Origin of the sequence: Lentibacter sp., from assembly GCF_965658795.1 — a bacterium.
GTDB lineage: Bacteria > Pseudomonadota > Alphaproteobacteria > Rhodobacterales > Rhodobacteraceae > Lentibacter.
This window is the reverse complement of record NZ_CBFHTG010000004.1, coordinates 199,119-224,984: the sequence shown is the minus strand read 5'-3', so window position 1 is coordinate 224,984 and position 25,866 is coordinate 199,119. Positions and strand designations below refer to the sequence as shown.

Below are 25,866 nucleotides of genomic sequence, written 5' to 3'. Positions count from 1 at the left end.
GGGTGAGGGGGCGATTTTGCGAAGAAATCGGGCGTAATAAGGTGTTGGAGGGTGAAGATATGATGACGGGTGAAGACCAAAGTGCTGTGATTGCGGCACTGGATAGGTTGATTGAAGGCGTTGCGCCCGAGGTGAGCCGCCTCGCAAAATATGGCGGGACGCTTTACACGGTTCGGCCAGAAGAAAAGGAAGGCCAGTTTTGTGGGGTGTTTTCCTACAAGGAGTACGTGCAGCTTTTGTTGAGTGACGGGGCTGTTCTTGCGGACCCCGCGCAGGTGCTTCAAGGGACGGGCAAGTTTCGCAGGCATGTAAACTTTGCCACTGTGGAGAGTATTGATGCGGTGATGATCTCGGAGCTGCTGCAGGAGGCGGCGGCACGCTCGCGCGGGCGGTGACGGGCTACCATTGAGCGCAGTCGCAGCGAAGGTCTGGATTGAGCCTAAAGCTATCTATTTGGTTTCTTGCTAATCACGGTCGTCACAGTTTGAGTTGAGCGACTTTGAGTGAGAGCTATGGCACCCAAAACGAGTGCGCAGGCGATCGCTTGAGCCCAAGTGACCACTTCGCCGAACGCAAGAATGCCAACGGCAAACATTGTGGGCAGTTCGATACTTCCGATAACGGCGGTGCGAGTCGCCCCGATGACGGGTGAATAGACGGTGTAAACCAGTTGCGGGATAAGCGCCGTCACAAGGCCGATTCCGGCAATCAGGAACCAGTCACTCCCTCCTTGTGGTATGATTTCAACGACCTCCGATGAAAGTATGAGCGGGGCAAGCCCAATGACCGAACCAAGCGAGATTGACGCTATTCTGGCCAATGGGGCAATGCGTGACAGACGGTGAACGAGAACGCATATGCCAAAGCCAAATCCAAAAGGTGCTGCTAATGAGACGAGGAGCGTCGGAATTTGATCAGGAGGTACAGATGCTGGAGACCCCGCGATTATTGCAGCGATGATAATCAATCCAGCCGCAACAAGGCTGCGCTGCGTGGGTTGATCGCCGAAAAGTGCCCACGCGATGGCAATCGTAAATACTGGATACGTCATATAGAGAACGCCAACCGTCGATGCAGGAACAGTTTCAAGGGCACTAACATAGCCGACCCAGCCAAGACCCATCACTGCGCCTGCACCTATACCCCAGACGATTTCCCGCCAATTTGAACGATGCAGTAAAAGTGCTGGTAACAGGACGATCGCTGCCAATATGTACCGATAAAAAGCAACCGCGTAAGGAGCGAGACCTTGATCGGTAAGCCCGCGGCTGAAGTAGGGCACAAAGCCAAAGCAGATGGATGCAAAAAGTACGCCTACAACCGCACGGGCATAGGGTGTGACTTCCTGCTTGGCTGAGGTTTGTTTTTCCATTTCTGACAACTAACACGCAAGACTGTCGTTTGCATCATTAAGGCAATTGAACGGCACTAAGGTCCGCACAGCCGCCTTTTGGGCGTGGTGCGGAGAGCGTCTGCTTTGGGGCAAACTTGCGGGGTGCCCCAAAGCAGAGCGCTGGATTACTCCAGCTCGATCATCAGGTCTTTGGCGTCGATCTGGCCACCCGGCTGCACATGCACAGCCTTGACCGTGGCGGCGCGCTCGGCGTGGATGCCTGTTTCCATTTTCATGGCTTCAATGGTGAGCAGCATGTCGCCTTCGCTTACCTTCTGGCCCACGGTTACGGCCACAGAGGCCACAACACCCGGCATCGGCGCGCCGATGTGGTTGGCGTTGCCTTGCTCGGCTTTGGGGCGCTGGAGGGTTGTGGCTTTCACAATGCGGTTGGGCACGCGGATGGTGCGCGGCTGGCCGTTGAGCTCAAAGAAGACTTTGACCTCGCCGTTCTCATCGGTTTCGCCCAGAGCTTGCAGGCGGATTTCCAGTGTTTTGCCCGGGTCAATCTCGGCTGTGATTTCTTCGCCCTGTTCCATGCCGTAAAAGAAGGTCTTGGTGGGCAGGGTGCGCACAGGGCCATAGGTGCGGTGGCGGCCCATATAATCCATGAAGACTTTCGGGTACATCAGGTAGCCGTTGAGATCTTCGTCATCAATGGCGAGGCCGTCAAGCTCCTGGCTGACCTTGGCGCGGGTCGCCTCAAGATCAACGGGCGCGAGGTGTGCCCCCGGGCGCGAGGTGTCGGGCGCGTCGCCTTTGAGGGCTTTCTTGACGATCCCGTCAGGGAAGCCTCCCGGAGGTTGGCCAAGGTTGCCGCGCATCATGTCGATGACAGAGTCCGGGAAGGCCACGTCTTTGTCGGGGTTTTCCACATCATCGCGGCTGAGGCCCTGACTGACCATCATCAGGGCCATGTCGCCGACCACTTTGGAGCTGGGCGTGACTTTGACGATATCGCCGAACATCTGGTTGACGTCGGCATAGGTGCGCGCAACCTCGGGCCAGCGCCCTTCAAGGCCGAGCGAGGCGGCCTGGGCCTTGAGGTTGGTGAACTGGCCCCCCGGCATTTCGTGCAGGTAGACCTCGGAGGAGGGCGCTTGCATGCCTGTTTCAAAGGCCGCGTAGTGGCCGCGCACCTCTTCCCAATAGTCAGAGATTTCGCGCACGGCTGTGACATCGAGACCTGTGTCGCGTGGCGTGCCGCGCAGGGCCGAGACCAATGTGCCCATCGTGGCCTGGCTGGTGTTGCCCGAGAATGAGTCCATCGCGCAATCGGCGGCATCAACGCCTGCATCGGCGGCGGCGAGAATGCTGGCGCAGGCAATACCTGCCGTGTCGTGGGTGTGGAAGTGGACAGGGATTGTCAGCTCTTCCTTGAGTGCCTTGATGAGCACGGTGGCCGCGGCGGGCTTGAGCAAGCCTGCCATATCCTTGAGGCCCAAGACATGGGCGCCTGCGGCCTCAAGCTCTTTGGCCATGGAGACATAATACTTCAGGTCATATTTGGCGCGGGCGGGGTCGAGGATATCGCCTGTGTAGCAGATCGTGCCTTCGCAGATTTTGCCGCTTTCTTGCACGGCGTCCATTGCGACGCGCATGTTTTCGACCCAGTTGAGGCTGTCAAACACGCGGAAGACATCGACCCCTGATGTGGCGGCTTGGGCCACGAAGCTTTGCACGACATTGTCAGGGTAGTTGGTATAGCCCACACCGTTGGAGGCGCGCAGAAGCATCTGGCTCATCACATTGGGCATGCGCGCACGCAGGTCGCGCAGGCGCTGCCACGGGCATTCCTGCAAGAAGCGGTAGGCAACATCAAAGGTCGCGCCGCCCCAACACTCGACAGAAAAGAGCTGGGGCAGGTTGGCCGCGTAAGCGGGGGCGACCTTGATCATATCAATCGAGCGCATACGGGTTGCGAGCAAGGATTGGTGACCATCGCGCATGGTGGTGTCGGTGAGCAGGAGCTGCTTTTGCGCCAGCATCCAGTCGGCCACGGCCTTGGGGCCTTGGGCCTCAAGCAAGGTGCGTGTGCCGCTTGCGGGCGTCTCGCTGCGCAAGCTGGGCGCGCGCGGGTCTTTGAGGCCTGCGGGCGGCGCGGGGCGGTCGTTGGTCTCGGGGTGACCGTTGACTGTGATATCGGCGATATAGGTGAGCACCTTGGTGCCGCGGTCCTGCCGCTTCTTGAAGGTGAAGAGATCGGGGGTCTCGTCAATGAATTTGGTGGTGTATTCATTGGAGAGGAACGTGGGGTGCTTGAGCAGGTTTTCCACAAAAGCGATATTGGTGCTCACGCCACGAATACGGAACTCGCGCAGAGCACGGTCCATACGGGCGATGGCGGCTTCGGGCGTTTGGGCGTGGGCTGTGACCTTGACCAGCAGGCTGTCATAATAGCGCGTGATCACGCCACCTGTGTAGGCGGTGCCGCCATCAAGGCGGATGCCCATGCCTGTGGCCGAGCGGTAGGCCGTGATGCGGCCATAGTCGGGAATAAAGTTGTTTTGCGGGTCTTCTGTTGTGATCCGCGTCTGGAGCGCGTGACCGTTGAGCCGGATATCGGCCTGTGAGGGCTTGCCTGTGGCTTCGGCCAGTGTCTTGCCTTCGGCGATACGGATCTGGGCCTGAACAATGTCGATGCCTGTGACCTCTTCTGTCACGGTGTGCTCGACCTGCACGCGGGGGTTCACCTCGATGAAGTAGAACTTGCTGGTGTCCATATCCATGAGGAACTCGACCGTGCCGGCGCACTCATAGTTGACGTGGGCGCAGATCTTGCGGCCCAGTTCGCAAATCTCTTCGCGCTGGGCTTGGGTGAGGTAGGGCGCGGGCGCGCGCTCGACCACTTTCTGGTTGCGGCGCTGCACCGAGCAGTCGCGCTCCCACAGGTGGTAGATGTCACCGTGGGTGTCGCCGAGGATCTGCACCTCGACGTGACGGGCGCGGATGATCATCTTTTCCAGATACCCCTCGCCGTTGCCAAAGGCGGCCTCGGCCTCGCGGCGGCCTTCCATGACTTTTTCTGGCAGCTCTTTTTCGTTGAGGATCGGGCGCATGCCGCGCCCGCCGCCGCCCCAGCTGGCCTTGAGCATCAGCGGGAAGCCGACCTCTTTGGCCTCTTTGATGATCGCGTCCATATCGTCGCCCAGAACTTCGGTGGCGGGGATCACAGGCACACCTGCCTCAATGGCCACGCGCCGTGCGCTGGCCTTATCGCCCAGAGCGCGCATGGTGGCGGCTTTGGGGCCGATGAAGGTGATGCCGCTCTGTTCGCAGGCGTCGACCAGCTCGGGGTTTTCCGAGAGCAGGCCATAGCCCGGGTGAATGGCGTCTGCGCCAGAGGCGCGCGCGACGCGGATGATTTCCTCAATGCTCAGGTAGGCGGCAACCGGCCCCATGCCTTCGCCGATGCGGTAGGCCTCGTCGGCCTTGAAGCGGTGCAGGCCGAGTTTGTCTTCTTCGGCATAGACCGCAACCGTCTTTTTGCCCATTTCGTTGGCCGCACGCATGATGCGAATGGCGATCTCGCCACGGTTGGCGATGAGGATTTTCTTGAAATCGGGCAAGGCGTGTCTCCTGAGGGGCGCTGGGATGTGCTGCTCCATGCCGCTGCCCCCGAGCTTGCATGAAGAAAAATCGAATCTCTTTCGCGCTTTGGTAACATTTCTTTACCAATCCGCGCTATACTTCATTCATATTCCTGTGAACGGTGTGTTTTTCGCATTCAAATTGCGGTAGGTTTGACGCTTACTGTGGCTATGTTGCTCGAAAGGTGAGGATTTTTTGTGCCCGAACTGACACGCCGCTTGTTTGCTCTTGGTCTGGGGGCGCTTGTGTTTGCCACGCCCGTTGCGGCGCAGCCGCCTGTGATGTCGGCCCAAGAGGCGTCTCGGGCTGTGGCTGCGGGTGAGATTGTGCTGATTGATATTCGCACGCCTGACGAATGGCGCGAGAGCGGTGTTGCGCTGGGGGCTTGGCCGATTGATATGGTTTCACGCGATTTTTCCAGCCGTATGCAGGCGCTTTTGAAGGCTGAGGCGGGCAAGCCTATTGCCATTATCTGCGCCACAGGCGGGCGCACGCAGTTTTTGCAAAAGGTGATTGCGCAGAACGGTTTGGGCGATGTGATCGATGTGGGCGAGGGTATGTATGGCTCGCGCCACGGGCAAGGCTGGCTTAAAGAGAACCTGCCTTTGGCGCGCGCTGAGGCCGCGCTTGCGGCCATGCCCGAGGCCTACCGCGCCGCGAAATGACGGCTTGAGACCTATCCTTAAGAGACTGTCTGCCTTCAATTTTCGTTAACCCGTTTTAGGCAATCTGGCGTTGTTAAATAACGGAGGACGTCATGCTGGGCCGATTGGTATATGTCAGTGATGCTGCTGCGCAGTTTAAAGTGGCAGACTTGCCAGAAATTCTCACAATTTCACGCCGCAACAACGAACGCGACGGTCTGACGGGCGTTATGGTGTTTCATGAGGGGCGCTTCTTTCAGGTGCTGGAGGGAGAGATGGACGCTGTGATGGGCTGTTTTAACCGTATCATGCGTGATCCGCGCCATGCCAAGCTGATGATGATCGAAACGGGGCAGGTGGCGGAGCGGGCCTTTGGGCAGTGGCGCATGGGATATGCGCGCACCGAGGATATGCCGCGCAGCATGCAACATGCGGTCTTTTCGATCTATGACATGGTGCCGCCCGACAGCGAGGCGCGGGGCGACGAGGCCGGCGTGCGCAAGCATGTGAGAGATTTTCTGGCCTCATATGACACTTTGAAAGCCTCTGTTTGAAAGGCGGGCCGATGCCAGAACCAGACTTGATCTGTAAGGTCTATATCAGCTCGGCGCGCGCAGGGTTTGGCGACGCTGACTTGCAGGATATTCTCGATGCCTCTTTGCGCAACAACGGCGCGGCGGGGCTTTCGGGGCTGTTGATATTTCATGAGGGGACTTTCTTTCAAGTTCTTGAAGGCCCCAAGGCCGCGGTGCAGGCCTGTTATGCGCGGATCGAGATGGATGAGCGGCACCGCCAGATTATTCCGATGGTTGAGCTTGAGGTGCGGGAGCGCACCTTTGCGCAGTGGCGCATGGGGTTTGCGCGGCCAAATGATCTGGGAACATCGCTGCGCCATGAGGTGCTTTCGATTTATGATATCCAGAAAGAGAGTGGCTGCACCCAAGGCGGCAGCCAACGCGTGCGCCGCCTTGTCGGGAGCTTTTTGAACAACTTCCGCAGCTTGCCGCTTTAGGGGTGTCGCCGCTCGGCGAGCTTGGCGAGGTCTGACACGCCGATCTGGCCCAGATTGGCGCGCATGTCGCTTTCCAACATATCTGTCAGGTGCTGCGGGCCTTTTGCGCCCAATGCGGCGAGCGCATAGTGCCAGGCGCGGCCCAGCATCACAAAGTCAGCTCCCAAAGCCAGTGCGCGCAGGATATCAAGCCCGCCGCTGACGCCGCTGTCAAAGACGATGGGCAGCGCCGATGCGGCGCGGATGTGCGGCAGCATTTCGATGCTGGCGGGAGCGCCATCAAACTGGCGGCCTGCGTGGTTGGAAACCCAAAGCGCATCGACGCCAGCTGCCTCAAGGGCGGGGAGGCTGGCTGGGTCCATGATCCCTTTGACAACCAGCGGCCCCTGCCAGAGCGCGCGCACGCGCTCAAGGTAGGCCAGATCAGGCGAGGCGCGCAGCAGATAGCCGATGTGGGCGGTGGAGGGCAGGTTGCCTGTGTGGGTGATGTATTTGTCCAGCGTTCGCATGCGCGGTGCGCCGCTCTTGAGCACCTCCCAGGCCCAGGCGGGGCGCTTTGCTGTCTGCCACAAGAGGCGCGGGCCAAACTTGGGCGGCTGGGTGAGGCCTGAGCGCACTTGCCGCTCGCGGCGCGAGGCAACGGGGACATCAAGTGTCAGCACTAGCGCATGAAAGCCTGCGGCCTTGATGCGGGTGATCATGTCTTTGAGGATGCTCTCGTCTTTGGGCGGGTAGAGCTGGAACCATGCCTTATCCCCCAGTTCGGGGGCAACGTGTTCGGGCGTTTGGGCGGCCACTGTGGAGAGACAAAAAGGCAGACCCGCGCGCGCGGCTTCACGTGCCAAAAGCCGCTCGGCATCAGGCCAGATGAGCCCTGACATGCCCACGGGAGCCATGCCGAAGGGCAGCGCGTAGTCTTTGCCCAGAAAACGGCGGCCAAGCGTGGCTGTTTGGGGGCCGTGCAAGACCGAGGGCATGAAGCGGATTGTCTCAAGCGCGCTCTGGTTGCGCGCTGTGGTGGTCTCGCGGCCTGTGCCGCTATCAAGGTATTCAAACACAAAATGCGGAATGCGCTTTTGGGCACGTGTGCGCAGATCGTCGATGCCGGGGTATTTTGCTTGCAAATCCATGCGCCGCATTGAGCGTATGGCACGCGGCATTGTCCAGAGGAGACGTAGCGGCGCAATCTTTGGGGCAACAAAAAAGGCGGATTTGCCAAATACACCAGAACACAAGGCGAACATTGCTTTGACTTGGGTGTGAAAATCTTTAGGTATTGGGGCCAAAGCAGAACAACCAAAGAAGTGACGACACCGTGGTATCTCTTTCGCAAAAAGCCCTCGCGGCACGGGGTGCGCCCTATCTGGACGAACTCAACCCGGCCCAGCGTGCGGCGGTGGAAACGCTGGATGGGCCCGTGCTGATGCTTGCGGGCGCGGGCACAGGCAAGACCAAGGCGCTGACCACGCGGATTGTGCATTTGCTCAACACGGGGCGGGCGCAGCCAAACGAGATTTTGGCTGTGACCTTTACCAACAAGGCCGCGCGCGAGATGAAAGAGCGGGTGGCCAAGCTTTTGGGGCAGTCTGTGGAAGGGATGCCCTGGCTTGGCACGTTTCACTCGATCTGCGTGAAGCTTTTGCGCCGCCATGCCGAGCTTGTCGGGTTGAAGAGCAACTTCACCATTTTGGACACGGACGACCAGCTGCGCTTGCTCAAGCAGCTGGTGCAGGCGTCACATGTGGATGACAAGCGCTGGCCTGCGCGGATGCTGGCAGGGATTATCGACAACTGGAAAAACCGCGCGTGGCTGCCTGAAAACCTGCCCGCCGCTGAAGGCAGCGCCTATGACGGCCTCGGCCCGCAGCTTTATGCGCAGTATCAGACCCGCCTCAAGGAGCTGAACGCTGTCGACTTTGGCGATTTGCTTTTGCATGTGGTGACGATCTTTCAGCAGCACGAGGACGTGCTGGCGCAGTATCAGCGCTGGTTTAAATATGTTCTGGTGGACGAATACCAGGACACCAACGTGGCGCAGTACCTCTGGCTGCGCTTGCTGGCGGGGGGTCACAAGAACATCTGCTGTGTGGGCGATGACGACCAGTCGATCTATGGGTGGCGCGGGGCCGAAGTGGGCAATATCCTGCGGTTTGAAAAGGATTTTCCCGGGGCCGAGGTGGTGCGCCTTGAGCAGAACTACCGCTCGACCCCGCATATTCTGGCCGCGGCCAGTGGTGTGATTGCGGGCAATGAGAAGCGCCTTGGCAAAGAGCTGTGGACCGAGGCCCAAGACGGCGAGAAAGTGCGCCTGATTGGCCATTGGGACGGCGAAGAAGAGGCGCGGTGGATCGGGGAAGAGGCCGAGGCCATGCAGCGCGGCACGCGCGGGATGAGGGCCATATCGCTCAACAGCATGGCGATACTGGTGCGCGCCTCGCACCAGATGCGCGCGTTTGAAGACCGTTTCCTGACCATCGGGATGCCTTACCGTGTGATCGGGGGGCCGCGTTTTTACGAGCGCATGGAAATTCGTGATGCCATGGCCTATTTCCGCCTTGTGGTGAGCCCTGAGGATGACCTTGCGTTTGAGCGGGTGGTGAACACGCCCAAGCGCGGGCTTGGCGACAAGGCCCAGCAGAAAATGCAGGTTGCCGCGCGCGCGAACTTTTTGCCGCTGCATGAGGGCGCGCAGATTTTGCTGGATGAAAAGGGGCTTGGCGGCAAGGGCGCGGTTGAGCTTCAACGCTTTTTGGAAAATTTGAAGCGCTGGCAGCGCCTTGAGGCCAGCCCTGAGGTGAGCCATGTAGAGCTGGCCGAGATGATCCTCGACGAGAGCGGTTACACGGGCATGTGGCAAAACGACAAGACACCCGAAGCGCCCGGGCGGCTGGAAAACCTCAAAGAGCTTGTGAAAGCGCTGGAGCAGTTTGAAAACCTGCAAGGCTTTTTGGAGCATGTGGGCCTGATCATGGACAATGATAAGGACGATGCCGACGAAAAGATCTCGATTATGACGCTGCACGCGGCCAAGGGGCTTGAGTTTCCTGCCGTGTTTTTGCCCGGTTGGGAGGATGGGTTGTTTCCGTCGCAGCGCTCGATGGACGAGAGCGGCACCAAGGGTCTCGAGGAAGAGCGGCGGCTGGCCTATGTGGGCATCACGCGGGCCGAAGAGATTTGCACGATCTCCTTTGCGGGCAACCGCCGTGTCTATGGGCAGTGGCAAAGCCAGATGCCGAGCCGCTTTATTGACGAGCTGCCAGAGGCGCATGTGGATGTGCTGACGCCGCCCGGACTTTACGGCGGAACATATGGCGCGGCGCAGACTTACGGACGCTCAAGCCTTGAAACGGCTGTGTCGGATGCGGATGTTTACAACTCTCCGGGCTGGAAGCGGATGCAGGCGCGCAGCAGCCAGCGGCCCACAGGCCAGCCACAAGAGAGCCGCAACATCGTGATTGATGCGCAGGCGATCTCGGCGTTTTCGGTGGGGGAGCGGGTGTTTCACCAGAAGTTCGGATATGGCGAGATCACAGGGGTCGAGGGAGACAAGCTGTCTATCGAATTTGACAAGGCCGGGACAAAGAAAGTTGTCTCGCGCTTTATCATGAGTGCGGCCGATGCCGACACGATACCGTTTTGAAGGGTCTTAAAAAAGCGAAGGCGGCAGGCCTTTAAGGGAGGAGGAGGCCTGCCGCGCAATCTTGTGCCGGAAAAGGGAGGAGAACCGGCACAATCCGGTTTTGCATTTAGCCGTAAACAGCCTCGTAGGCGGCGGCGTGGATGCATGACTTGTTGAGGCCCAGATCTGCAAGCTCGCGGCCTGTCAAAGATGAGAGCTCAGAAATTGTTTTGCGGTACTGGCGACGCAGAACCAGTTTCTCGTTTGTGTCTGAAACGAATGAAACGGCTTTGCCGATAAGCTCTGCGATGGTGTCGCTGAGAGCGCCTGATGTTGTTGTGATGACGTGGTTCATTGCTGTACTCGTTGATGTTTGTTTCGCTGTTGAGGGGGATATAGGGCTATGCTGCAGATGCGAAAAGACCTAGTTTGGCAATGCCGCTATGCAGCAATTGCATAGGTCCTTACGTGCGCGTCAATCTGCTTTCGGGTTGTAATTTGACGAATGAAGCGCACCTATGCGCTGAAGAGAATGAGGAGCGCTATGATGGTGACACGAGAACAGATACTGGCAGAGCTTGATCGTTTGCAGCTCCCTGACGGGCGCGGGCTTGCGACAGCCGATATGGTGCGGGCTGTTGCTATAGATGGGGGCAAGGTGCGCTTTGTGATTGAAGCGCCAAGCCCTGAGGCTGCCGAAAAGATGGAGCCGATCCGCGCCGCCGCTGTGGAGATGGTGGAAAAGCTTGCAGGTGTTGAGAGCGCCGCCGCGGTGCTCACAGCCCATGGGGCGCAGGGCGCGCCGAAAGCGCCGCCCAAGCTGAGCATCGGGGGGCACCCTGACCCCAAGCGCACGGACATTCGCCCCAAAGGCGTGAAGCGCATTATTGCGGTTGGCTCTGGTAAGGGCGGTGTCGGGAAATCAACGGTCAGTGTGAACCTTGCGGTGGCGCTGGCGCGGGCAGGGCAGACTGTGGGCCTTTTGGATGCGGATTTCTACGGGCCCAGCCAGCCGCGGATGCTGGGCGTGAGTGCGCGCCCTGGCCAGTCGCCTGACGGGAAGATCATGCCGCCTGTGGCGCATGGGCTCAAGATGATGTCGCTTGGTCTGATGGTGGACGAGAAGCAGGCCGTTGTCTGGCGCGGCCCGATGCTTATGGGCGCGGTGCAGCAGATGTTGGGGGAGGTTGATTGGGGCGAGCTTGATGTGCTCGTCATCGACCTGCCGCCGGGGACGGGGGATGTGCAGCTGACGCTGGGCCAGCAGAAGGTGCTGGACGGGGCTGTTATTGTGTCCACCCCGCAGGATGTGGCGCTGATCGATGCGCGCAAGGCCATCGACATGTTTGAGAAGCTCAAGGTGCCTGTGATCGGGATGGTGGAGAATATGTCTCTCTATATATGTCCTGAATGCGGGCATGAGGCGCATCTCTTCGGACACGGGGGTGTTGGGCTTGAGGCCAAGCGGCTCGGTGCGCCGCTTCTGGCGCAGATCCCGATTGATCTTGAGACACGTCTGGGCGGTGATGCCGGGCAACCTGTGGCCACGGGCGAGAGCGCGGCGGCAAAGATATATGCGGATCTGGCGCAAAAGCTGATCTGAAGGCAAAATTCTTACGGGAATTGATGGGACGCTCCATGGGAAACCATGGGCGTCCTTTTCTTTTGGGTGCGAATCACTTGCGGATTTGAGGTGATTTGGCCGTCTTTGCGGGCGGTTTGAGCCTTGGATAGAAGGGATTTGGCCTTTGGTGAGTCTCAGTTTGAAAAAAAGTGGGATTTTATGGGCGTGTTTGCGGTGAGCTGCGCTTCTACCATATCTAGTGGCTCTCGATTCGGGTTCCGCTAAGATTTGTGCAAAATTGGGCCTAGTTGACCACTACATCTAGTTTTCCAGGGGCGTCTGGACTAGATAATGTGGGTGTTGGGCTGAAAAACTTGTTGATTACCATGAATTCCCATGGCATCCCTAGTTCACGAGATGAGGTTGGGACACAAAGGGGCGATCAAAAAAGACCCCGCAAAACTCCCTAAGTCAGGTTTCATACAGGCACCCACTTCATCAGAACAAGAGATCCGGCGCGCGGGCGAGCAGACATCCCCCCAGGTGGCGCGCGCAGCTGGACACCCCCGCAAAGCGGGACGAGGGCGGCGGTTGATCAGTGGCAGCAGATCAATCGCCGTTTCCTTATCAAAGACTGGATTTTCGGGGGATTATGGAGAGGCGGCCCAGAGTGGTTCGTAGATTTCGCGGCGAAAGCCACCATAAGGTGGATGCTAAGGGGCGGGTGTCAATTCCGGCCTCTTTTCGGCGTGTTCTGGAAGCTTCTGATCCAAACTGGCGCGAAGGCGATACGCCCGAGCTTGTGATTGTCTATGGAGATCACCGCCGCAATTACCTTGAGTGTTATACTGTAGAAGCCATTAACGAAGTGGACGACAAGATCGCGTCCTTGCCGCGTGGCTCAACCGAACGCAAAATCTTGCAACGTTTGTTCCAAGGTCAGTCTTTGCCCACAAATGTCGATGACACGGGCCGCCTTGTGCTGCCCCAGAAGCTGCGCGAAAAGATCGGCCTTGAGGGCGAGGCCTTCTTTATCGCTGCTGGCGATACCTTCCAGATCTGGAAGCCCGAAACCTACGAGGCCGAAGAGCTTGCCAAGACCGAAGAATGGCTTGATGAGCTGCCCGAAGATTTCGACCCCCTGATTTACCTTGATAAGGCCACGAGCGGAGACTGACCCACTATGGAACATGCCAACCCAGACCGCAGGCATATTCCGGTTTTGCTCACGGCTATTCTTGACCATATCGCGCCTGTTGAGGGGGTGTGGGTTGATGGCACTTTGGGGGCTGGCGGCTATGCGCGCGGGCTTCTGGAGGCGGGGGCTGACAAGCTGATCGGGATTGACCGTGATCCGCTGGCCCATGAGCTTGCCAAGACCTGGGCGGCGCCATACGGCGACAAGGTCGAGTTGCACCAGACGACATTTTCCAAGCTCGATCAGGTCGCCTCTGGTGTGGATGGCGTTGTGCTTGATTTGGGTGTGAGCTCCATGCAGCTTGATCAGGCAGAGCGCGGGTTTTCCTTTCAGGGCAACGGGCCGCTGGATATGCGCATGAGCCAGACGGGGCCTTCGGCCAAAGATCTGGTGAATGAGTATGACGAGGCGCAGATCGCTGATATCATTTATCTTTTTGGCGAAGATCGCGCCAGCCGCCGTATCGCCAAGGCGATTGTCAAGGCGCGCGAAGTCGCTCCTATCGAGACAACAGGCCATCTTGCCGAGATCATTCAAAGCGTGATGCCACGGCCCAAGCCCGGCCAGAGCCACCCTGCGACACGCAGCTTTCAGGCCATTCGCATTGCCGTGAATGACGAGTTTGGCGAGCTGGTGGCAGGGCTTGAGGCGGCCGAGCGCGCGTTGAAGCCCGGCGGGCTTTTGGTTGTGGTGTCGTTTCATTCGCTCGAAGACCGGGTTGTGAAGCGCTTTATGCGGTTGCGCGCGGGGGAGGCAGGCGGCGGAAGCCGCTATGCGCCCGAGCAAACGCCCGAGCCTGCGACCTTCAAGTTGATCAATAAAAAGGCCATCGGCCCTGATGCCGAAGAGCTGGAGCGCAACCCGCGCAGCCGCAGCGCGCTTTTGCGCCTTGCGCGGCGCACCGACGCTGAGGCGCGCGAAGTCAATGCGCGGGCCTTGGGCGCACCGCAGTTGAAAGAGGGTGGATCATGAGAACACTGGTTGTTTTGCTCACGGCGCTGTGTGTGATCGGCAGTGCGTTTTGGGCGTATCATGAAAACTACCAGACGCAGGAAGCTTACAGCCACTCGCAAGACTTGCAGCGCGACATTGGTGAGGCGCGCGCGCGACTGGCGATTTTGCGGGCCGAATGGGCCTACCAAAACCGCCCTGACCGCCTGCACGAACTGGCCGAGCTGAACTTTGGCAAGATCGGCCTGTTGCCGTTGACGCCCGAGCATTTTGGCGTAATTGACGAGGTCGCCTATCCGATGGCGGCAGAAGAAGGCTTTCAGCTTGATCTTGACGGCTCGATAGAAGTGTCGAGCGACGGGGTTGAACAGACCGGGGCAGACCAATGACACGTATCCCTCTCAGGCCTTTGGCCGCCATTCTGGACGCGCGCAAAAAGGGCTCTGACCCTGACGTGATCGAACGGCGCAACACCAAGGCGCGCCATGAGGCGATCCAGAGCGAGCTGCGTTCGGTGGGTGAGGGGCGTCTTGTTGTGCTGGGTGTTATGTTCTTTTGTGCTTTTGCTGTCATCGGCGCGCGCATGGGGCTTTTGGCAGGCTCGGAGCCGACCGAAATCAGGGTGGCCAGCACGGCCTCTGACATTCTGGCGCAGCGCGCCGATATCGTTGACCGCCGCGGACGTGTTCTGGCGACCAATATCGAGACCCATTCGCTCTATGCCCAGCCACAAGAGATGATCGAGCCTGAGCGCGCGGCCAAGGAGCTTGTGAAGATCTTCCCTGATCTTGATCTGGCGCGGCTGACCAAAGATTTTACGGGCAAGCGCAAGTTTGTCTGGGTGAAAAAGAAGATCAGCCCCGAGCAGCTGCAACAGGTGCATGACATTGGCTCACCGGGTCTTTTGTTTGGCCCGCGTGAGGCGCGCCTTTACCCCAACGGCACTCTGGCGGCCCATGTTATGGGCGGGACGAGCTTTGGGCGCGAGGGCGTTCATGCTGCCGAAGTGATCGGCACGGCGGGTGTTGAGAAGCAGTTTGACGAATATCTGCGCGACCCGAGCAATGGCGCGCGCCCCTTGCAGCTCTCGCTTGATCTGACTGTTCAGACCGCCGCAGAGCGTGTCATGGCTGGCGGGATGCGCCTGATGGGGGCCAAGGGTGCGGCGAGCATTCTGATGGATGTGCACACGGGTGAAGTGATTTCTGTGGTGAGCCTGCCCGATTTTGACCCGAACGACCGGCCCATGCCGCCCGTGGAGGGCGACCCTGACGATAGCCCGCTCTTCAACCGTGCGCTTCAGGGCGTTTATGAGCTTGGGTCTACGTTCAAGGTCTTTACCATCGCGCAGGCGCTTGACTTGCGGCTTGTGAACGAAAGCACAATGATTGACACGCGCGGCCCGCTTGTCTGGGGCAAACACCGCATTCGCGACTTTCACGACTACGGCAAAGAGCTGGATGTCACGACGGTTCTGACCAAAAGCTCCAATATTGGCACCGCGCGGATCTCGCAGATGATTGGCGCGGAGCGTCAGCGCGAGTTTCTGGGCAGCCTCGGGATGCTGGAGCCAACCTCTGTCGAGATGCCGGAGGCGGGCGGCGGACGGCCCCTTTTGCCCAAGAACTGGTCGGAGATTTCGACCATGACCATTTCTTATGGCCACGGTATTTCAACCACACCGATGCATTTGGCGGCCGCTTTTGCCACCATCGCCAACGGCGGGCGCAAGATTTCGCCGACCTTGATCAAGCAGGATGCGCCGAATTATGGCCCGCAGGTGATGTCACCCGAGGTGGCGCGCAGCATGAATGCGATGATGCGCAAGGTTGTCACGGAAGGCACCGCCAGCTTTGGCGACGTGGCGGGCTATAAAGTGGGTGGCAAAACGGGCACAGCCGACAAGGCGCGCGCGCGCGGCGGGTATTATGAAGACAAGGTCATTGCGACTTTTGCCAGCGTTTTCCCCGCCGATGACCCCCGTTATGTGCTGATCGTGACCCTGGATGAACCCGAAATCCACTCCTACGGGGAAGACCGCCGCAGTGCAGGCTGGACAGCTGTGCCGGTGGCAGCAGAGTATATAAATCGCATCGCGCCGCTCTTGGGGCTGCGACCAGACGTTGAACCGGGGAATTTGGCTGGTATAACGCTCACATCGAACTAACAGATAAGAGGCCGCAGTGGGGCAGAAAAAACTGAGCGAGCTGGGGCTGACCGCCGTTGGCGGCGGAGATGTTGAAATCACTGGGCTGGCTGTTGACAGCCGCGATGTGAAAGAGGGCTTTCTCTTTGCCGCTCTGCCGGGCACGTCGGTGCATGGCGCTGAATTTATCCAATATGCCTTGCGCATGGGGGCGGGGGCCATTCTCACCGACCCAAAGGGCGCAGCCCTTGCGCGCGCAGAGCTTGACGCCTCGCCAGCCGCGCTGGTGATCAGTGAAAACCCGCGTCAGGTTTTGGCCTATACCTCCGCGCTCTGGTTTGGGGCGCAGCCTGACACCATGATTGCAGTGACGGGAACGAACGGCAAAACCAGTGTCTCAAGCTTTGCGCGGATGATCTGGCAGGAGCTTGGCTTGCCCGCCATCAACCTTGGCACAACGGGGGTTGAGGGCGACTGGAGCGCGCCACTGGCCCACACCACGCCAGAGCCGATCACCTTGCACCGCACATTGGCAGCTGCTGTTGACGCGGGCATTGGCCATGCGGCTATGGAGGCCTCTTCACACGGGCTGTCCCAGTATCGCCTTGATGGTGTGCGCCTTGCGGCGGCGGGCTTTAGCAATTTTACGCAGGATCACCTCGATTACCACGAGACCTTTGAAGAGTATTTCGCCGCCAAGGCTGCGCTCTTTGGGCGGGTTCTGTCGGATGACGGGATTGCCGTGATCAACATCGATGACCCGCGCGGGCCGGATATGGCGAAGATTGCGCGCGAACGCGAAATCGAGGTCCTGACTGTGGGCCGCATGGACGGGGCCGATATCCAGCTTACGGCGCAGCGCTTTCACAGCACGGGGCAGGAGGTGTTTTTCAAACACAACACCAAGGGCTACCGCGCTGACCTGAAGCTGATTGGCGGCTTTCAGGCCGAGAATGTGCTCTTGGCGGCGGGGCTTGTCATCGCCGGGGGCGAAGCGCCTCAGGCGGTGTTTGAAACGCTTGACCATATGCAGACCGTGCGCGGGCGGATGCAGCTTGCGGCAACCCGCGAGAATGGCGCGGCTGTTTTTGTGGACTATTCCCACACGCCTGATGCGATTGCCACTGCGCTCAAGGCGATGCGCCCGCATGTGGCGGGGCGCATCATTGCGATTATCGGCGCAGGCGGCGACCGTGACCGTACCAAGCGCCCGCTGATGGGCAAGGCGGCGGCGGAAAATGCCGATATCGTCATTGTGACCGATGACAACCCGCGCTCGGAAGCGCCAGCCAGCATCAGAGCGGCTGTTATGGCGGGCTGCCCTGAGGCCCATGAGGTGGGCGACCGCGCCGAGGCGATCTTGCGCGGGGTGGATCTGCTTCAGCCGGGTGATGCGCTTTTGATTGCAGGTAAGGGCCATGAGACAGGGCAGGTTGTGGGCGATGATATCTTGCCATTTGATGATGTTGAGCAGGCCAGTGTGGTGGTGGCTGCGCTGGAGGGACGGATATGATGCCGCTTTGGACAGCCGCCGAAGCGGCCGAGGCCACGGGGGGGCAGGTCGCGAGCGACTGGGCTGCGACGGGGGTTTCGATTGATACGCGCACATTGGTTGCTGGTGATTTGTTTGTCGCGCTACAGGCGGCGCGGGACGGGCATGAATTTGTTGCCCAAGCCTTGGAGAAGGGTGCGGCTGCCGCGCTTGTGAGCCATGTGCCTGCGGGGCTGGAAGGCTCAGGAAGGCTGTTGCTGGTGGACGATGTGCTCACCGCGCTTGAGGATTTGGGGCGCGCTGCGCGTGCGCGGAGCACGGCCAAGATCATTGGTGTGACAGGCAGCGCGGGCAAGACCTCAACCAAGGAAATGCTGCGCGTGATATTGGCTGCGCAGGGCTTTTGCCATGCGGCAGAGGCGAGCTACAACAACCATTGGGGTGTGCCGCTGACACTGGCGCGGATGCCGCGCGAGGCGGAGTTTGCCGTGATCGAGATCGGCATGAACCACCCCGGTGAGATCGCGCCTCTGGCCAAACTGGCTGCGCCGCATGTGGTGATGATCACCACTGTCGCTGCGGCCCATTTGGCCGCTTTTGAGAACGTCGAAGGCATTGCCCACGAGAAAGCCGCGATCATGGAGGGGCTTGTAGAGGGCGGTGTGGCCATCTGGAATGCCGACCTCGCCACAGCACCTATTCTGGCGGCCAAGGCGGCGGTCTGTGCCGCCACGGAGCTGACCTTCGGAGCCACGTCAAGCGAGTACCGCCTGATCTCGACCCGCCTGAAAGAAAACATGACCATTGCCGAGGCCGAAGTGGGGGGCGAAGCGCTCATCTTCAAGGTGGGAGCCGCTGGCCAGCACTTTGCGATGAACGGGCTTGGCGCCATTGCTGTCTGTGAGGCCGTGGGCGTAGACCGTGCCGTGGCCGCCAGCGACCTTGCCGCATGGCAGCCGCCAGCCGGGCGGGGCAAACGCGAAATCTTGCCGCTGGACGAGGTGGAAGACGACCACATCGAACTGATTGACGATGCGTTCAACTCAAACCCCGCGTCGCTCACGGCCTCATTGCAAGTGCTGGCAGATATTCCACGCGCCAGCACAGGCCCGTGCCGCAAAATCGCGATTATCGGGGATATGCTGGAGCTTGGCGTCACCGAGGCGGCCCAGCATGAGGCTGTCGCGGCGCTGCCGTCTGTTGCTGTGCTGGATGTTGTGCATTGTGTTGGCCCTTTGATGCGCCACACATGGGAGGCGCTGCCCGATGCCCAACAGGGCGAATGGTTTGAAACGGCCGATGAATTGGCCCATAAGGTGCGGGGCTACTTGCGGGCGGGCGATATTGTGCTTGTCAAAGGCTCCAAGAGCATTGCGGTGAGCAAAATTGTGACTGCGATCCGCGAGGCGATGCGCCCCAAAACTGAGAGACGAGGAACCGAGTAGATGCTTTATTGGCTTACGGCGCTGTCTGATGGGGGCGATTTTTTCAACCTGTTCAGGTATATCACCTTCCGCGCGGGTGGCGCTTTTCTGACAGCTCTGCTGTTCGGTTTTTTCTTCGGCCTTCCTTTGATCAACGTGTTGCGCCGCCGTCAGGGCAAGGGCCAGCCGATCCGTGATGATGGCCCTGAGGGGCATCTGGCGAAGGCGGGCACCCCGACCATGGGGGGCTTGCTGATTGTTGGCGCTTTGCTCACCTCGACCTTGCTTTGGGCGCGGCTGGATAACCCGTTTATCTGGATCGTTTTGTTTGTGACCATGAGCTTTGCGGCCATCGGCTTTGCGGATGATTATGCCAAAGTCAAAAAGCAGACGACGGCGGGGGTCTCGGGCCGTGTGCGGATGCTTCTGGGCCTGCTGATCAGCGCCATTGCGGGCTACTGGGCAGCGCTCTATCACCCTGAAGCGCTGCAATATCAGCTGGCTGTGCCTGTGTTCAAAGACACGCTGATCAACCTTGGCTATCTCTTTGTGCCTTTTGCCATGATCGTGATTGTTGGCTCGGCCAATGCGGTGAACCTGACAGACGGCCTTGACGGTCTTGCCATCATGCCTGTCATGATTGCGGCTGGCACCTTGGGGGTGATTGCCTATGCGGTGGGGCGTGTCGACTTCACCGACTATCTGGATGTGCATTATGTGCCCGGAACCGGCGAGATCCTGATCTTTACGGCAGGGCTGTTTGGCGGGGGCTTGGGCTTTCTTTGGTACAATGCGCCGCCCGCGGCTGTGTTTATGGGCGACACCGGCTCACTGGCCCTTGGCGGCGCTTTGGGCGCGATTGCGGTGAGCACCAAGCACGAGATCGTGCTGGCCATTGTGGGCGGTCTCTTTGTGGTTGAGGCGCTTTCGGTCATCATTCAGGTGCTGTATTTCAAGCGCACGGGCAAGCGCGTGTTTCTCATGGCGCCGATCCACCACCACTATGAAAAAAAGGGCTGGGCAGAGCCGCAGATCGTTATTCGGTTCTGGATCATTTCCTTGATCCTGGCGATGATCGGCCTTGCGACGCTCAAGCTTCGTTAACAACGCGCACCAAAGGGGAAGCGGATGATTCCAGTGACGGGATATGCGGGCCAGAGCGTAGGTGTTCTGGGCCTTGGGCGCAGTGGGATATCGGCGGCGCGCAGCCTGCGCGAAGGCGGGGCCGAGGTGCTGTGCTGGGATGACAACCCCGACGCGCGGGCGCGGGCGGAGGCCGAGGGCTTTGAGTGCTTTGATCTGGCCAAAGATGCTGTGATGAGCCGCCTTGCCACCCTGATTGTGAGCCCCGGCATTCCCCATCTCTACCCCGAGCCGAACCGCGTGGTGAAGGCGGCGCTGCTGGCGGGCGTGCCTGTGGACAATGACATCGGCCTCTTCTTTGCCTCTTTCGGATCGGGCGCGTGGCACGACCTTGATGTGCCGCCGCGTGTGGTGGCTGTGACAGGGTCGAACGGCAAGTCGACGACTTCGGCGCTGATTGCGCATCTTATTGAAAGTGCTGGTAAAACAGCGCAGCTTGCGGGCAATATCGGCCGCGGTGTGCTGGATCTGGATACGCCCCATTCGGGCGATGTGATCGTGCTGGAACTGAGCTCGTATCAGACCGAGCTGGCGCGTGCGCTGACGCCTGACATTGCCGTTTTTAGCAACCTTTCGCCTGACCATCTTGACCGCCACAACGGAATGGGCGGCTATTTTGCGGCCAAGCGGCGGCTGCTTGTGGAAGGTGGCCCTGACCGTGCGGTGATCGGCGTGGACGAAAACGAGGGGTTGTTTTTGGACAACCAGCTCTCGACGGGGCAGGGCGATGACCGTGTGATCCGGGTGTCTGTGGAGCGTAAGCTGACGGGGCATGGCTGGAATGTTTTTGCGCGCAAAGGCTTTCTGGCCGAGTGGCGCAAGGGGCGGCAGGTGGCTTCGATTGACCTGCGGCAGGTCAAGGGCTTGCCGGGGGCACACAACCACCAGAACGCCTGTGCAGCCTATGCTGTCTGCCGCGCGCTCGGGATTGCGCCGCGCGATATTGAGCAGGGATTTCATAGCTTTAAGGGCTTACCGCACCGCTCACAGCGGATCGCTGAGGCGGGCGGGATCTCGTATGTCAACGACAGCAAGGCGACCAATGTGGACGCCGCCGAGAAGGCGCTGCGCGCGTTTCAAAACATCCGCTGGATCTGTGGTGGACTGGAAAAGGAAGGCGGCCTTGGCGGACTGCAAGACGCGCTTGGCAGCGTGAAAAAGGCCTATGTCATCGGCCGCGAAGCTGCGCATTTTGCGATGCAGCTTGAGGGCGTGGAGGCCGAAGTGTGCACCACCATGGAAAAAGCTGTCGAATCAGCGATGCGCGAGGCCGAGGCGGGCGATGTTGTGCTGCTCGCCCCTGCGGCGGCGAGCTTTGACCAGTATGACAGCTTCGAGAAGCGTGGGGAGCATTTTACATCAGAGGTCTTAACGCGGCTTTAACGGCAGATGCGCTGCGTCCTGGCTCCGTCCCATGGCAGGCTAACCTCTTGAGGACTATGCAGCTTTCCCAGCGGGAAGGCCGCGCTGAGCATCTCTTCCAGCCGCTGCGTGCGGGGCGCTTCGGGGTCGAGCGTGGTGCAACAGACGTATTCTTCCACAAGGCTGGCCTGCTGCTCGTATGGATAATCCAGAAAGCTGTTTTCTGTATTGATATCAAAAAGGTATGGGTCATCTACCGTGCTGTGCTCGGCGGCGGCTTTGAGCGGGTGATAGCCTGTCTTGGCGCGGTTCTGCCACTGCCAGATATGGGTGGCCTCATGGGCAAAGAGCATGGCGGCATAGAGGCTCATGCTGTTGGGGTAGCCCTCTAAATAATCGTTTGAATAAAACGGTTTAGCGAAGAAAACATGGTTAAACAGAGCCACGGCAGCGGGGCTTGTTGTGACGATTTCGTCCTGTGCAGGCGGGAAGAGACGCTCGCGGCAGGTGAGGCGGGGGCGCGGCTTGCGCTGGAAGGTGACAGAGCCGACCAGCGCCCCGTTGTGCAGCCGCGCGCGGCTGGTGGCAAAACTCTCGCCATATATCTGATGTATAAAGGATTTTTCAGTGTGTGAGAGAGGCCGCCCGCAGCCCGACAGGCTGAGAAGAAGGCAGACAAACAGAGCACTCACACAGATACGCATAGCCCCAGACTAGCGGGAACCCGCCAAGCGCGCGAGAGGGTTAACGCGGCCTTTGGCACGAAATTTGAGGGGGGTGAAACCCGTGCACCACGCGTGCACCACCCGTGCACCGGCAAAACTGGGTTTGACGGTGGGGGGAGGGGATTAACGGGGCGTGCGGTGGTTGGGGGGAAGGTGGGTTGGCACCCACCCTACGTTAAGATGGCTTTAACCATGGATACGCAAGATTGGCGCATGGCCAATTATCGACGTTTTATGTGCAAAGGTGGCGTTTACTTTTTTACCGTGAACCTCGCGGATCGTAAGTCTGATTTGCTGACCCGTCATATTGCGGATTTGCGCGCATCCGTTCGGGAGGTGCTCAGGCACCGCCCGTTTCAGATTGATGCGATGGTCGTTTTGCCCGATCATCTGCACGCGGTTTGGACCTTACCCGACGGTGACAGTGATTTCTCGACGCGCTGGAAGGACATAAAGACAGGCTTCAGTAAGCGGACGGGCGCGCGGGGGCATTGCAGTATGAGCAAGCAGTTGAAAGGAGAACGCGGTCTCTGGCAGCGGCGGTTTTGGGAACACCTCATTCGTGATGAAGCGGATTACAACGCGCATGTGCAGTATTGCTGGGCCAATCCTGTGAAACACGGCCATGTGACGCGCGCTGTCGATTGGCCGTATTCTTCCATCCATAAGGATGTGCGATTGGGACGGGTTCCGAGTGACTGGCTCGCACCTTTGGCTGGCGTATACGGGGAGTAGGGTGGGTGTTAACCCACCTCTTGTTCCCGTATCGCGTTTGAATGGTGGGTTGGCACCCACCCTACGGGTGTCTGTTAAGCTGGTTTAAACATCCAGCTCCTCAACAAACCGCGCGTTTTCCTGGATATACTGGAAGCGCAGCTCTGGTTTCTTGCCCATCAACCGCTCCACGAGGTCGCCTGTTTGGCCCGGTTCGTCTTCGTCGATGGTCACGCGGATCAGTTTGCGTGAGGTCGGGTCCATCGTGGTTTCTTTCAAATCCTTCGCGTCCATTTCGCCCAAGCCCTTGAAGCGCTGCACGTCGATCTTGCCTTTGCCGCCAAGGCCCTTGTCCATCATGCGGTCTTTCTCGGCATCATCGGCCACATAGAGCCGGCGCGCGCCTTGGGTGAGGCGGTAGAGCGGCGGGCAGGCGAGGTAGAGGTGGCCATGGTCGATCATCGGGCGCATCTGGGTGAAGAAGAAGGTCATCAGAAGCGCGGCGATGTGGGCACCGTCGACGTCCGCATCTGTCATGATGATGATCTTGTCATAGCGCAAATCATCGACGTTGAACTTGGTGCCAAGCCCCACGCCGAGCGCTTGGGTGAGGTCGGCGATCTCCTGGTTGGTGCCGATCTTTGAGGAGGCCGAGCCAAGCACGTTGAGGATTTTGCCGCGCAGGGGCAGCAGCGCCTGATTTTTGCGGTTGCGGGCCATTTTGGCGGAGCCACCCGCCGAGTCCCCCTCTACGATGAACAGCTCGGTGCCATCGCGGGTTTTGGAGGAGCAGTCGGTGAGCTTGCCGGGCAGGCGCAGCTTTTGGGTGGCGGTTTTGCGCGAGGTCTCTTTTTCCTGACGGCGGCGCAGGCGCTCTTCGGCGCGCAGCACGAGGAAATCAAGGATCGCGCCAGCGGATTTGGTGTCGGCCGCCAACCAGTTGTCAAAGTGGTCGCGCACGGAGTTTTCGACCATGCGCTGCGCTTCGACGGTTGCGAGGCGGTCTTTGGTCTGGCCGACAAACTCGGGCTCGCGGATGAAGCAGCTCACGAGCGCGCCTGCGCCTGTGGTGAGGTCTTCGCGGGTGATCGTTGCGGCCTTTTTGTTGCCGACAAGCTCGCCGTAGGCCTTGATGCCTTTGAGGATCGCGGCCCAGAAGCCCGCTTCGTGGGTGCCGCCCTCGGGGGTGGGCACGGTGTTACAGTAGCTCTGGATGAAGCCGTCGCGCGCGGGTGTCCAGTTGATCGCCCATTCGACCTTGCCGGGGCGGTCGAACTTCTCAAAGCTCACGGTGCCGGCAAAGGGCTGCTCTGTGTAGGTGGTCGCGCCGTTCATCACCTCTTTGAGGTAGTCTGACAGGCCGCCGGGGAAGTGGAACGTGGCCTCTTGGGGCGTTTCGCCATCAACTTGTGCGGTTTTCCAGCGGATTTCGACGCCAGAGAAGAGGTAGGCCTTGGAGCGCGCCATGGCAAAGAGCCGCGCGGGCTTGAGCTTGAGCGAGCCGAAGATCTCGGCGTCGGGGTGGAAGGTGACAGATGTGCCGCGGCGGTTGGGCGCCGCACCGACTTTGGCGAGCTTGCCCTGGGGCACGCCACGGGAGAATTCCATGGCGAAGAGCTCTTTGTTGCGCGCCACTTCGACGCGCAGATGATCAGACAAGGCGTTGACCACAGAGGAGCCGACACCGTGCAAACCGCCCGAGGTTTCGTAGCTGTCGCCCGAGAATTTGCCGCCCGCGTTGAGCGTGCAGAAGATGATCTCGAGCGCGGATTTGTTCGGATCAGAGGGGTGCGGCCCTGTCGGGATGCCACGGCCGTTGTCGCGCACGGAGACATGGCCGTTTTCGTGCAGCTCGATCTCGATCCATGTGGCGTGGCCTGCGACGGCTTCGTCCATGGAGTTGTCGACAATCTCGGCCACCATATGGTGCAGCGCGCGGTCGTCCTTGCCGCCGATATACATCCCCGGGCGCAGGCGCACGTGCTCCATATCTTCCAGCACCTGAATGGAGGAAGCATCGTAGCTGTCGGGGTTTGCACCCGCACCTTTGAGAAGATCGTCTGACATTACCGCTGCTCGTCTTGTTATTGGTTTGGCTCTTTATGACAGAGGAGAGCAGGGCAGGGAAGTGGGCAAGACCCATTCCGCTGTCTCGATTTGAGCTTCTTCGGGCTAAAAAACCTGTGGCCTTATGTTGCGCGGCGTAATTCGCGGCTTTTGTGCGCGACATCTAAACCCCTTGTCACTTTGGGCCAGTTGCGCATAAAGGGGCGCATGAGTGACAAAACCCTCAAGACAGCGGGCACCACAGCCAGCCTTTTGCCGAGCACACAGCGCTCTTTGCCCATCGCGATGTTGCGCGGACGCGAGGCCGTAATGGGGCCGTATCGCCGCATGTTGGCCAAGATCGGCGTGACCGAGCAGCAGTGGCGCGTGATGCGTGTGCTTGACGAGTGTGGCACGATGGATCCAAAAGAGATCGCCGAGGCGGCCTGTTTGCTCAATCCTTCGCTCACGCGGATCATGCAACTTCTTGAAAAGAAAGAGCTGATCAGCCGCAAGGGCCACCCCGAGGATCGCCGCCGCGTGCAGGTGAGCATCACCGAGGCGGGGCGCCAGATGCTTGTGAGTGCCCAGCCCGAGAGCATGGTGATTGCCGAGCGCCTGCGGGAGCGGGTCGGTCAGGAAAAGCTTGATGAGCTGTTGGATTTGCTCAACGAGCTTTCGGAAACCCAGCTCGACTAACCATCTCTCTCTCCCTGTCTCGCGTGCCCTCAGGCGGATGCCTGTTTTTTGGGCTGGAAACAGATTGTTTCTGGTTTGGAAACCTTTTTGCCTTGATATTCAACCTTAGGTTGTATTTGCTGAAGAGGCTGACAAACACGCTT

22 protein-coding genes are annotated in these 25,866 nt (G+C 59.6%); 16 read left to right on the top strand and 6 right to left on the bottom strand.

All coding sequences use genetic code 11. From position 1 onward, the window contains the following. A partial coding sequence (locus ACTG3X_RS04870) for a DUF1801 domain-containing protein (protein WP_439110110.1) occupies positions 1–395 on the top strand: 395 nt, incomplete at its 5' end. A gap of 50 nt (positions 396–445) precedes the next feature. Here the strand turns inward: ACTG3X_RS04870 and ACTG3X_RS04865 are convergent. Both ACTG3X_RS04865 and ACTG3X_RS04860 read right to left on the bottom strand, forming a co-directional pair. Next, positions 446–1,372, bottom strand: coding sequence for a DMT family transporter (locus ACTG3X_RS04865; RefSeq protein ID WP_439110120.1), 927 nt, complete (start codon positions 1,370–1,372; stop codon positions 446–448). A 146-nt stretch (positions 1,373–1,518) separates the two neighbouring features. Continuing rightward, complete coding sequence (locus ACTG3X_RS04860) at positions 1,519–4,962, bottom strand: pyruvate carboxylase (RefSeq protein ID WP_439110109.1); 3,444 nt, start codon at positions 4,960–4,962, stop codon at positions 1,519–1,521. Positions 4,963–5,181: 219 nt separating this feature from the next. On the opposite strand from ACTG3X_RS04860, the gene ACTG3X_RS04855 reads away from it, so the two are divergent. From ACTG3X_RS04855 to ACTG3X_RS04845, 3 genes are all read left to right on the top strand, one after another. Beyond that, on the top strand, positions 5,182–5,649 hold the full coding sequence (locus ACTG3X_RS04855; protein ID WP_439110108.1) for a rhodanese-like domain-containing protein: 468 nt from the start codon (positions 5,182–5,184) through the stop codon (positions 5,647–5,649). Positions 5,650–5,741: 92 nt separating this feature from the next. Continuing rightward, a complete protein-coding gene (locus ACTG3X_RS04850; protein WP_439110107.1) occupies positions 5,742–6,182 on the top strand; it encodes a BLUF domain-containing protein in 441 nt (146 codons plus the stop codon). An 11-nt stretch (positions 6,183–6,193) separates the two neighbouring features. Then, positions 6,194–6,640 carry a BLUF domain-containing protein gene (locus ACTG3X_RS04845; protein WP_439110106.1) on the top strand — a complete coding sequence of 149 codons (447 nt, stop codon included), beginning with the start codon at positions 6,194–6,196 and terminating at the stop codon, positions 6,638–6,640. Here the strand turns inward: ACTG3X_RS04845 and ACTG3X_RS04840 are convergent. After that, positions 6,637–7,779, bottom strand: a complete 1,143-nt coding sequence (locus ACTG3X_RS04840; protein ID WP_439110105.1) for an alpha-hydroxy acid oxidase — start codon at positions 7,777–7,779, stop codon at positions 6,637–6,639. The genes ACTG3X_RS04845 and ACTG3X_RS04840 overlap by 4 nt on opposite strands. 176 nt (positions 7,780–7,955) lie before the next feature. On the opposite strand from ACTG3X_RS04840, the gene ACTG3X_RS04835 reads away from it, so the two are divergent. Then, the gene (locus ACTG3X_RS04835) at positions 7,956–10,280 is read left to right on the top strand and encodes an ATP-dependent helicase (RefSeq protein WP_439110104.1); all 2,325 of its coding nucleotides are present in this window, start codon (positions 7,956–7,958) and stop codon (positions 10,278–10,280) included. 106 nt (positions 10,281–10,386) lie between these two features. Here the strand turns inward: ACTG3X_RS04835 and ACTG3X_RS04830 are convergent, their stop codons facing one another. Next, positions 10,387–10,614: a DUF1127 domain-containing protein gene (locus ACTG3X_RS04830; RefSeq protein WP_439110103.1), complete on the bottom strand. Its 228-nt coding sequence runs from the start codon at positions 10,612–10,614 to the stop codon at positions 10,387–10,389. A gap of 189 nt (positions 10,615–10,803) precedes the next feature. On the opposite strand from ACTG3X_RS04830, the gene ACTG3X_RS04825 reads away from it, so the two are divergent. The 9 genes from ACTG3X_RS04825 (at position 10,804) to murD (ending at position 21,560) form a co-directional block, all read left to right on the top strand. Then, positions 10,804–11,862, top strand: a complete 1,059-nt coding sequence (locus tag ACTG3X_RS04825) for a P-loop NTPase (RefSeq protein ID WP_439110102.1) — start codon at positions 10,804–10,806, stop codon at positions 11,860–11,862. Between the two features lie 613 nt (positions 11,863–12,475). Then, positions 12,476–13,000, top strand: coding sequence for a division/cell wall cluster transcriptional repressor MraZ (mraZ, locus tag ACTG3X_RS04820; RefSeq protein WP_439110101.1), 525 nt, complete (start codon positions 12,476–12,478; stop codon positions 12,998–13,000). Positions 13,001–13,006: 6 nt separating this feature from the next. Then, positions 13,007–13,993, top strand: coding sequence for a 16S rRNA (cytosine(1402)-N(4))-methyltransferase RsmH (rsmH, locus tag ACTG3X_RS04815; RefSeq protein ID WP_439110100.1), 987 nt, complete (start codon positions 13,007–13,009; stop codon positions 13,991–13,993). Next, a complete protein-coding gene (gene ftsL / locus ACTG3X_RS04810) occupies positions 13,990–14,361 on the top strand; it encodes a cell division protein FtsL (protein WP_439110099.1) in 372 nt (123 codons plus the stop codon). Before rsmH ends, ftsL begins: the two co-directional genes overlap by 4 nt. Next, on the top strand, positions 14,358–16,139 hold the full coding sequence (locus tag ACTG3X_RS04805) for a peptidoglycan D,D-transpeptidase FtsI family protein (protein ID WP_439110098.1): 1,782 nt from the start codon (positions 14,358–14,360) through the stop codon (positions 16,137–16,139). The genes ftsL and ACTG3X_RS04805 overlap by 4 nt, the downstream gene beginning before the upstream one ends. A gap of 16 nt (positions 16,140–16,155) precedes the next feature. Beyond that, positions 16,156–17,631: a UDP-N-acetylmuramoyl-L-alanyl-D-glutamate--2,6-diaminopimelate ligase gene (locus tag ACTG3X_RS04800; RefSeq protein WP_439110097.1), complete on the top strand. Its 1,476-nt coding sequence runs from the start codon at positions 16,156–16,158 to the stop codon at positions 17,629–17,631. Beyond that, a complete protein-coding gene (locus tag ACTG3X_RS04795) occupies positions 17,631–19,055 on the top strand; it encodes a UDP-N-acetylmuramoyl-tripeptide--D-alanyl-D-alanine ligase (RefSeq protein WP_439110096.1) in 1,425 nt (474 codons plus the stop codon). Before ACTG3X_RS04800 ends, ACTG3X_RS04795 begins: the two co-directional genes overlap by 1 nt. Beyond that, positions 19,056–20,138 (top strand): phospho-N-acetylmuramoyl-pentapeptide-transferase, encoded by a 1,083-nt coding sequence (gene mraY, locus ACTG3X_RS04790; RefSeq protein WP_439110095.1) that lies wholly within the window; start codon positions 19,056–19,058, stop codon positions 20,136–20,138. A gap of 24 nt (positions 20,139–20,162) precedes the next feature. After that, complete coding sequence (murD, locus tag ACTG3X_RS04785; protein ID WP_439110094.1) at positions 20,163–21,560, top strand: UDP-N-acetylmuramoyl-L-alanine--D-glutamate ligase; 1,398 nt, start codon at positions 20,163–20,165, stop codon at positions 21,558–21,560. Here murD and ACTG3X_RS04780 read toward each other — a convergent pair. Beyond that, positions 21,557–22,231, bottom strand: a complete 675-nt coding sequence (locus ACTG3X_RS04780) for a hypothetical protein (protein ID WP_439110093.1) — start codon at positions 22,229–22,231, stop codon at positions 21,557–21,559. The two genes, murD and ACTG3X_RS04780, sit on opposite strands and share 4 nt — an antisense overlap. A 246-nt stretch (positions 22,232–22,477) precedes the next feature. Between ACTG3X_RS04780 and ACTG3X_RS04775 the strand changes: the two genes are divergently transcribed. Beyond that, positions 22,478–22,999 carry an REP-associated tyrosine transposase gene (locus ACTG3X_RS04775; protein WP_439110119.1) on the top strand — a complete coding sequence of 174 codons (522 nt, stop codon included), beginning with the start codon at positions 22,478–22,480 and terminating at the stop codon, positions 22,997–22,999. 84 nt (positions 23,000–23,083) lie between these two features. On the opposite strand, the gene parE is transcribed toward ACTG3X_RS04775, so the two are convergent. Further along, positions 23,084–25,045: a DNA topoisomerase IV subunit B gene (gene parE / locus ACTG3X_RS04770; RefSeq protein ID WP_439110092.1), complete on the bottom strand. Its 1,962-nt coding sequence runs from the start codon at positions 25,043–25,045 to the stop codon at positions 23,084–23,086. Between the two features lie 207 nt (positions 25,046–25,252). On the opposite strand from parE, the gene hpaR reads away from it, so the two are divergent. Next, on the top strand, positions 25,253–25,723 hold the full coding sequence (hpaR, locus tag ACTG3X_RS04765) for a homoprotocatechuate degradation operon regulator HpaR (protein WP_439110091.1): 471 nt from the start codon (positions 25,253–25,255) through the stop codon (positions 25,721–25,723). Positions 25,724–25,866 lie beyond the last annotated feature (143 nt).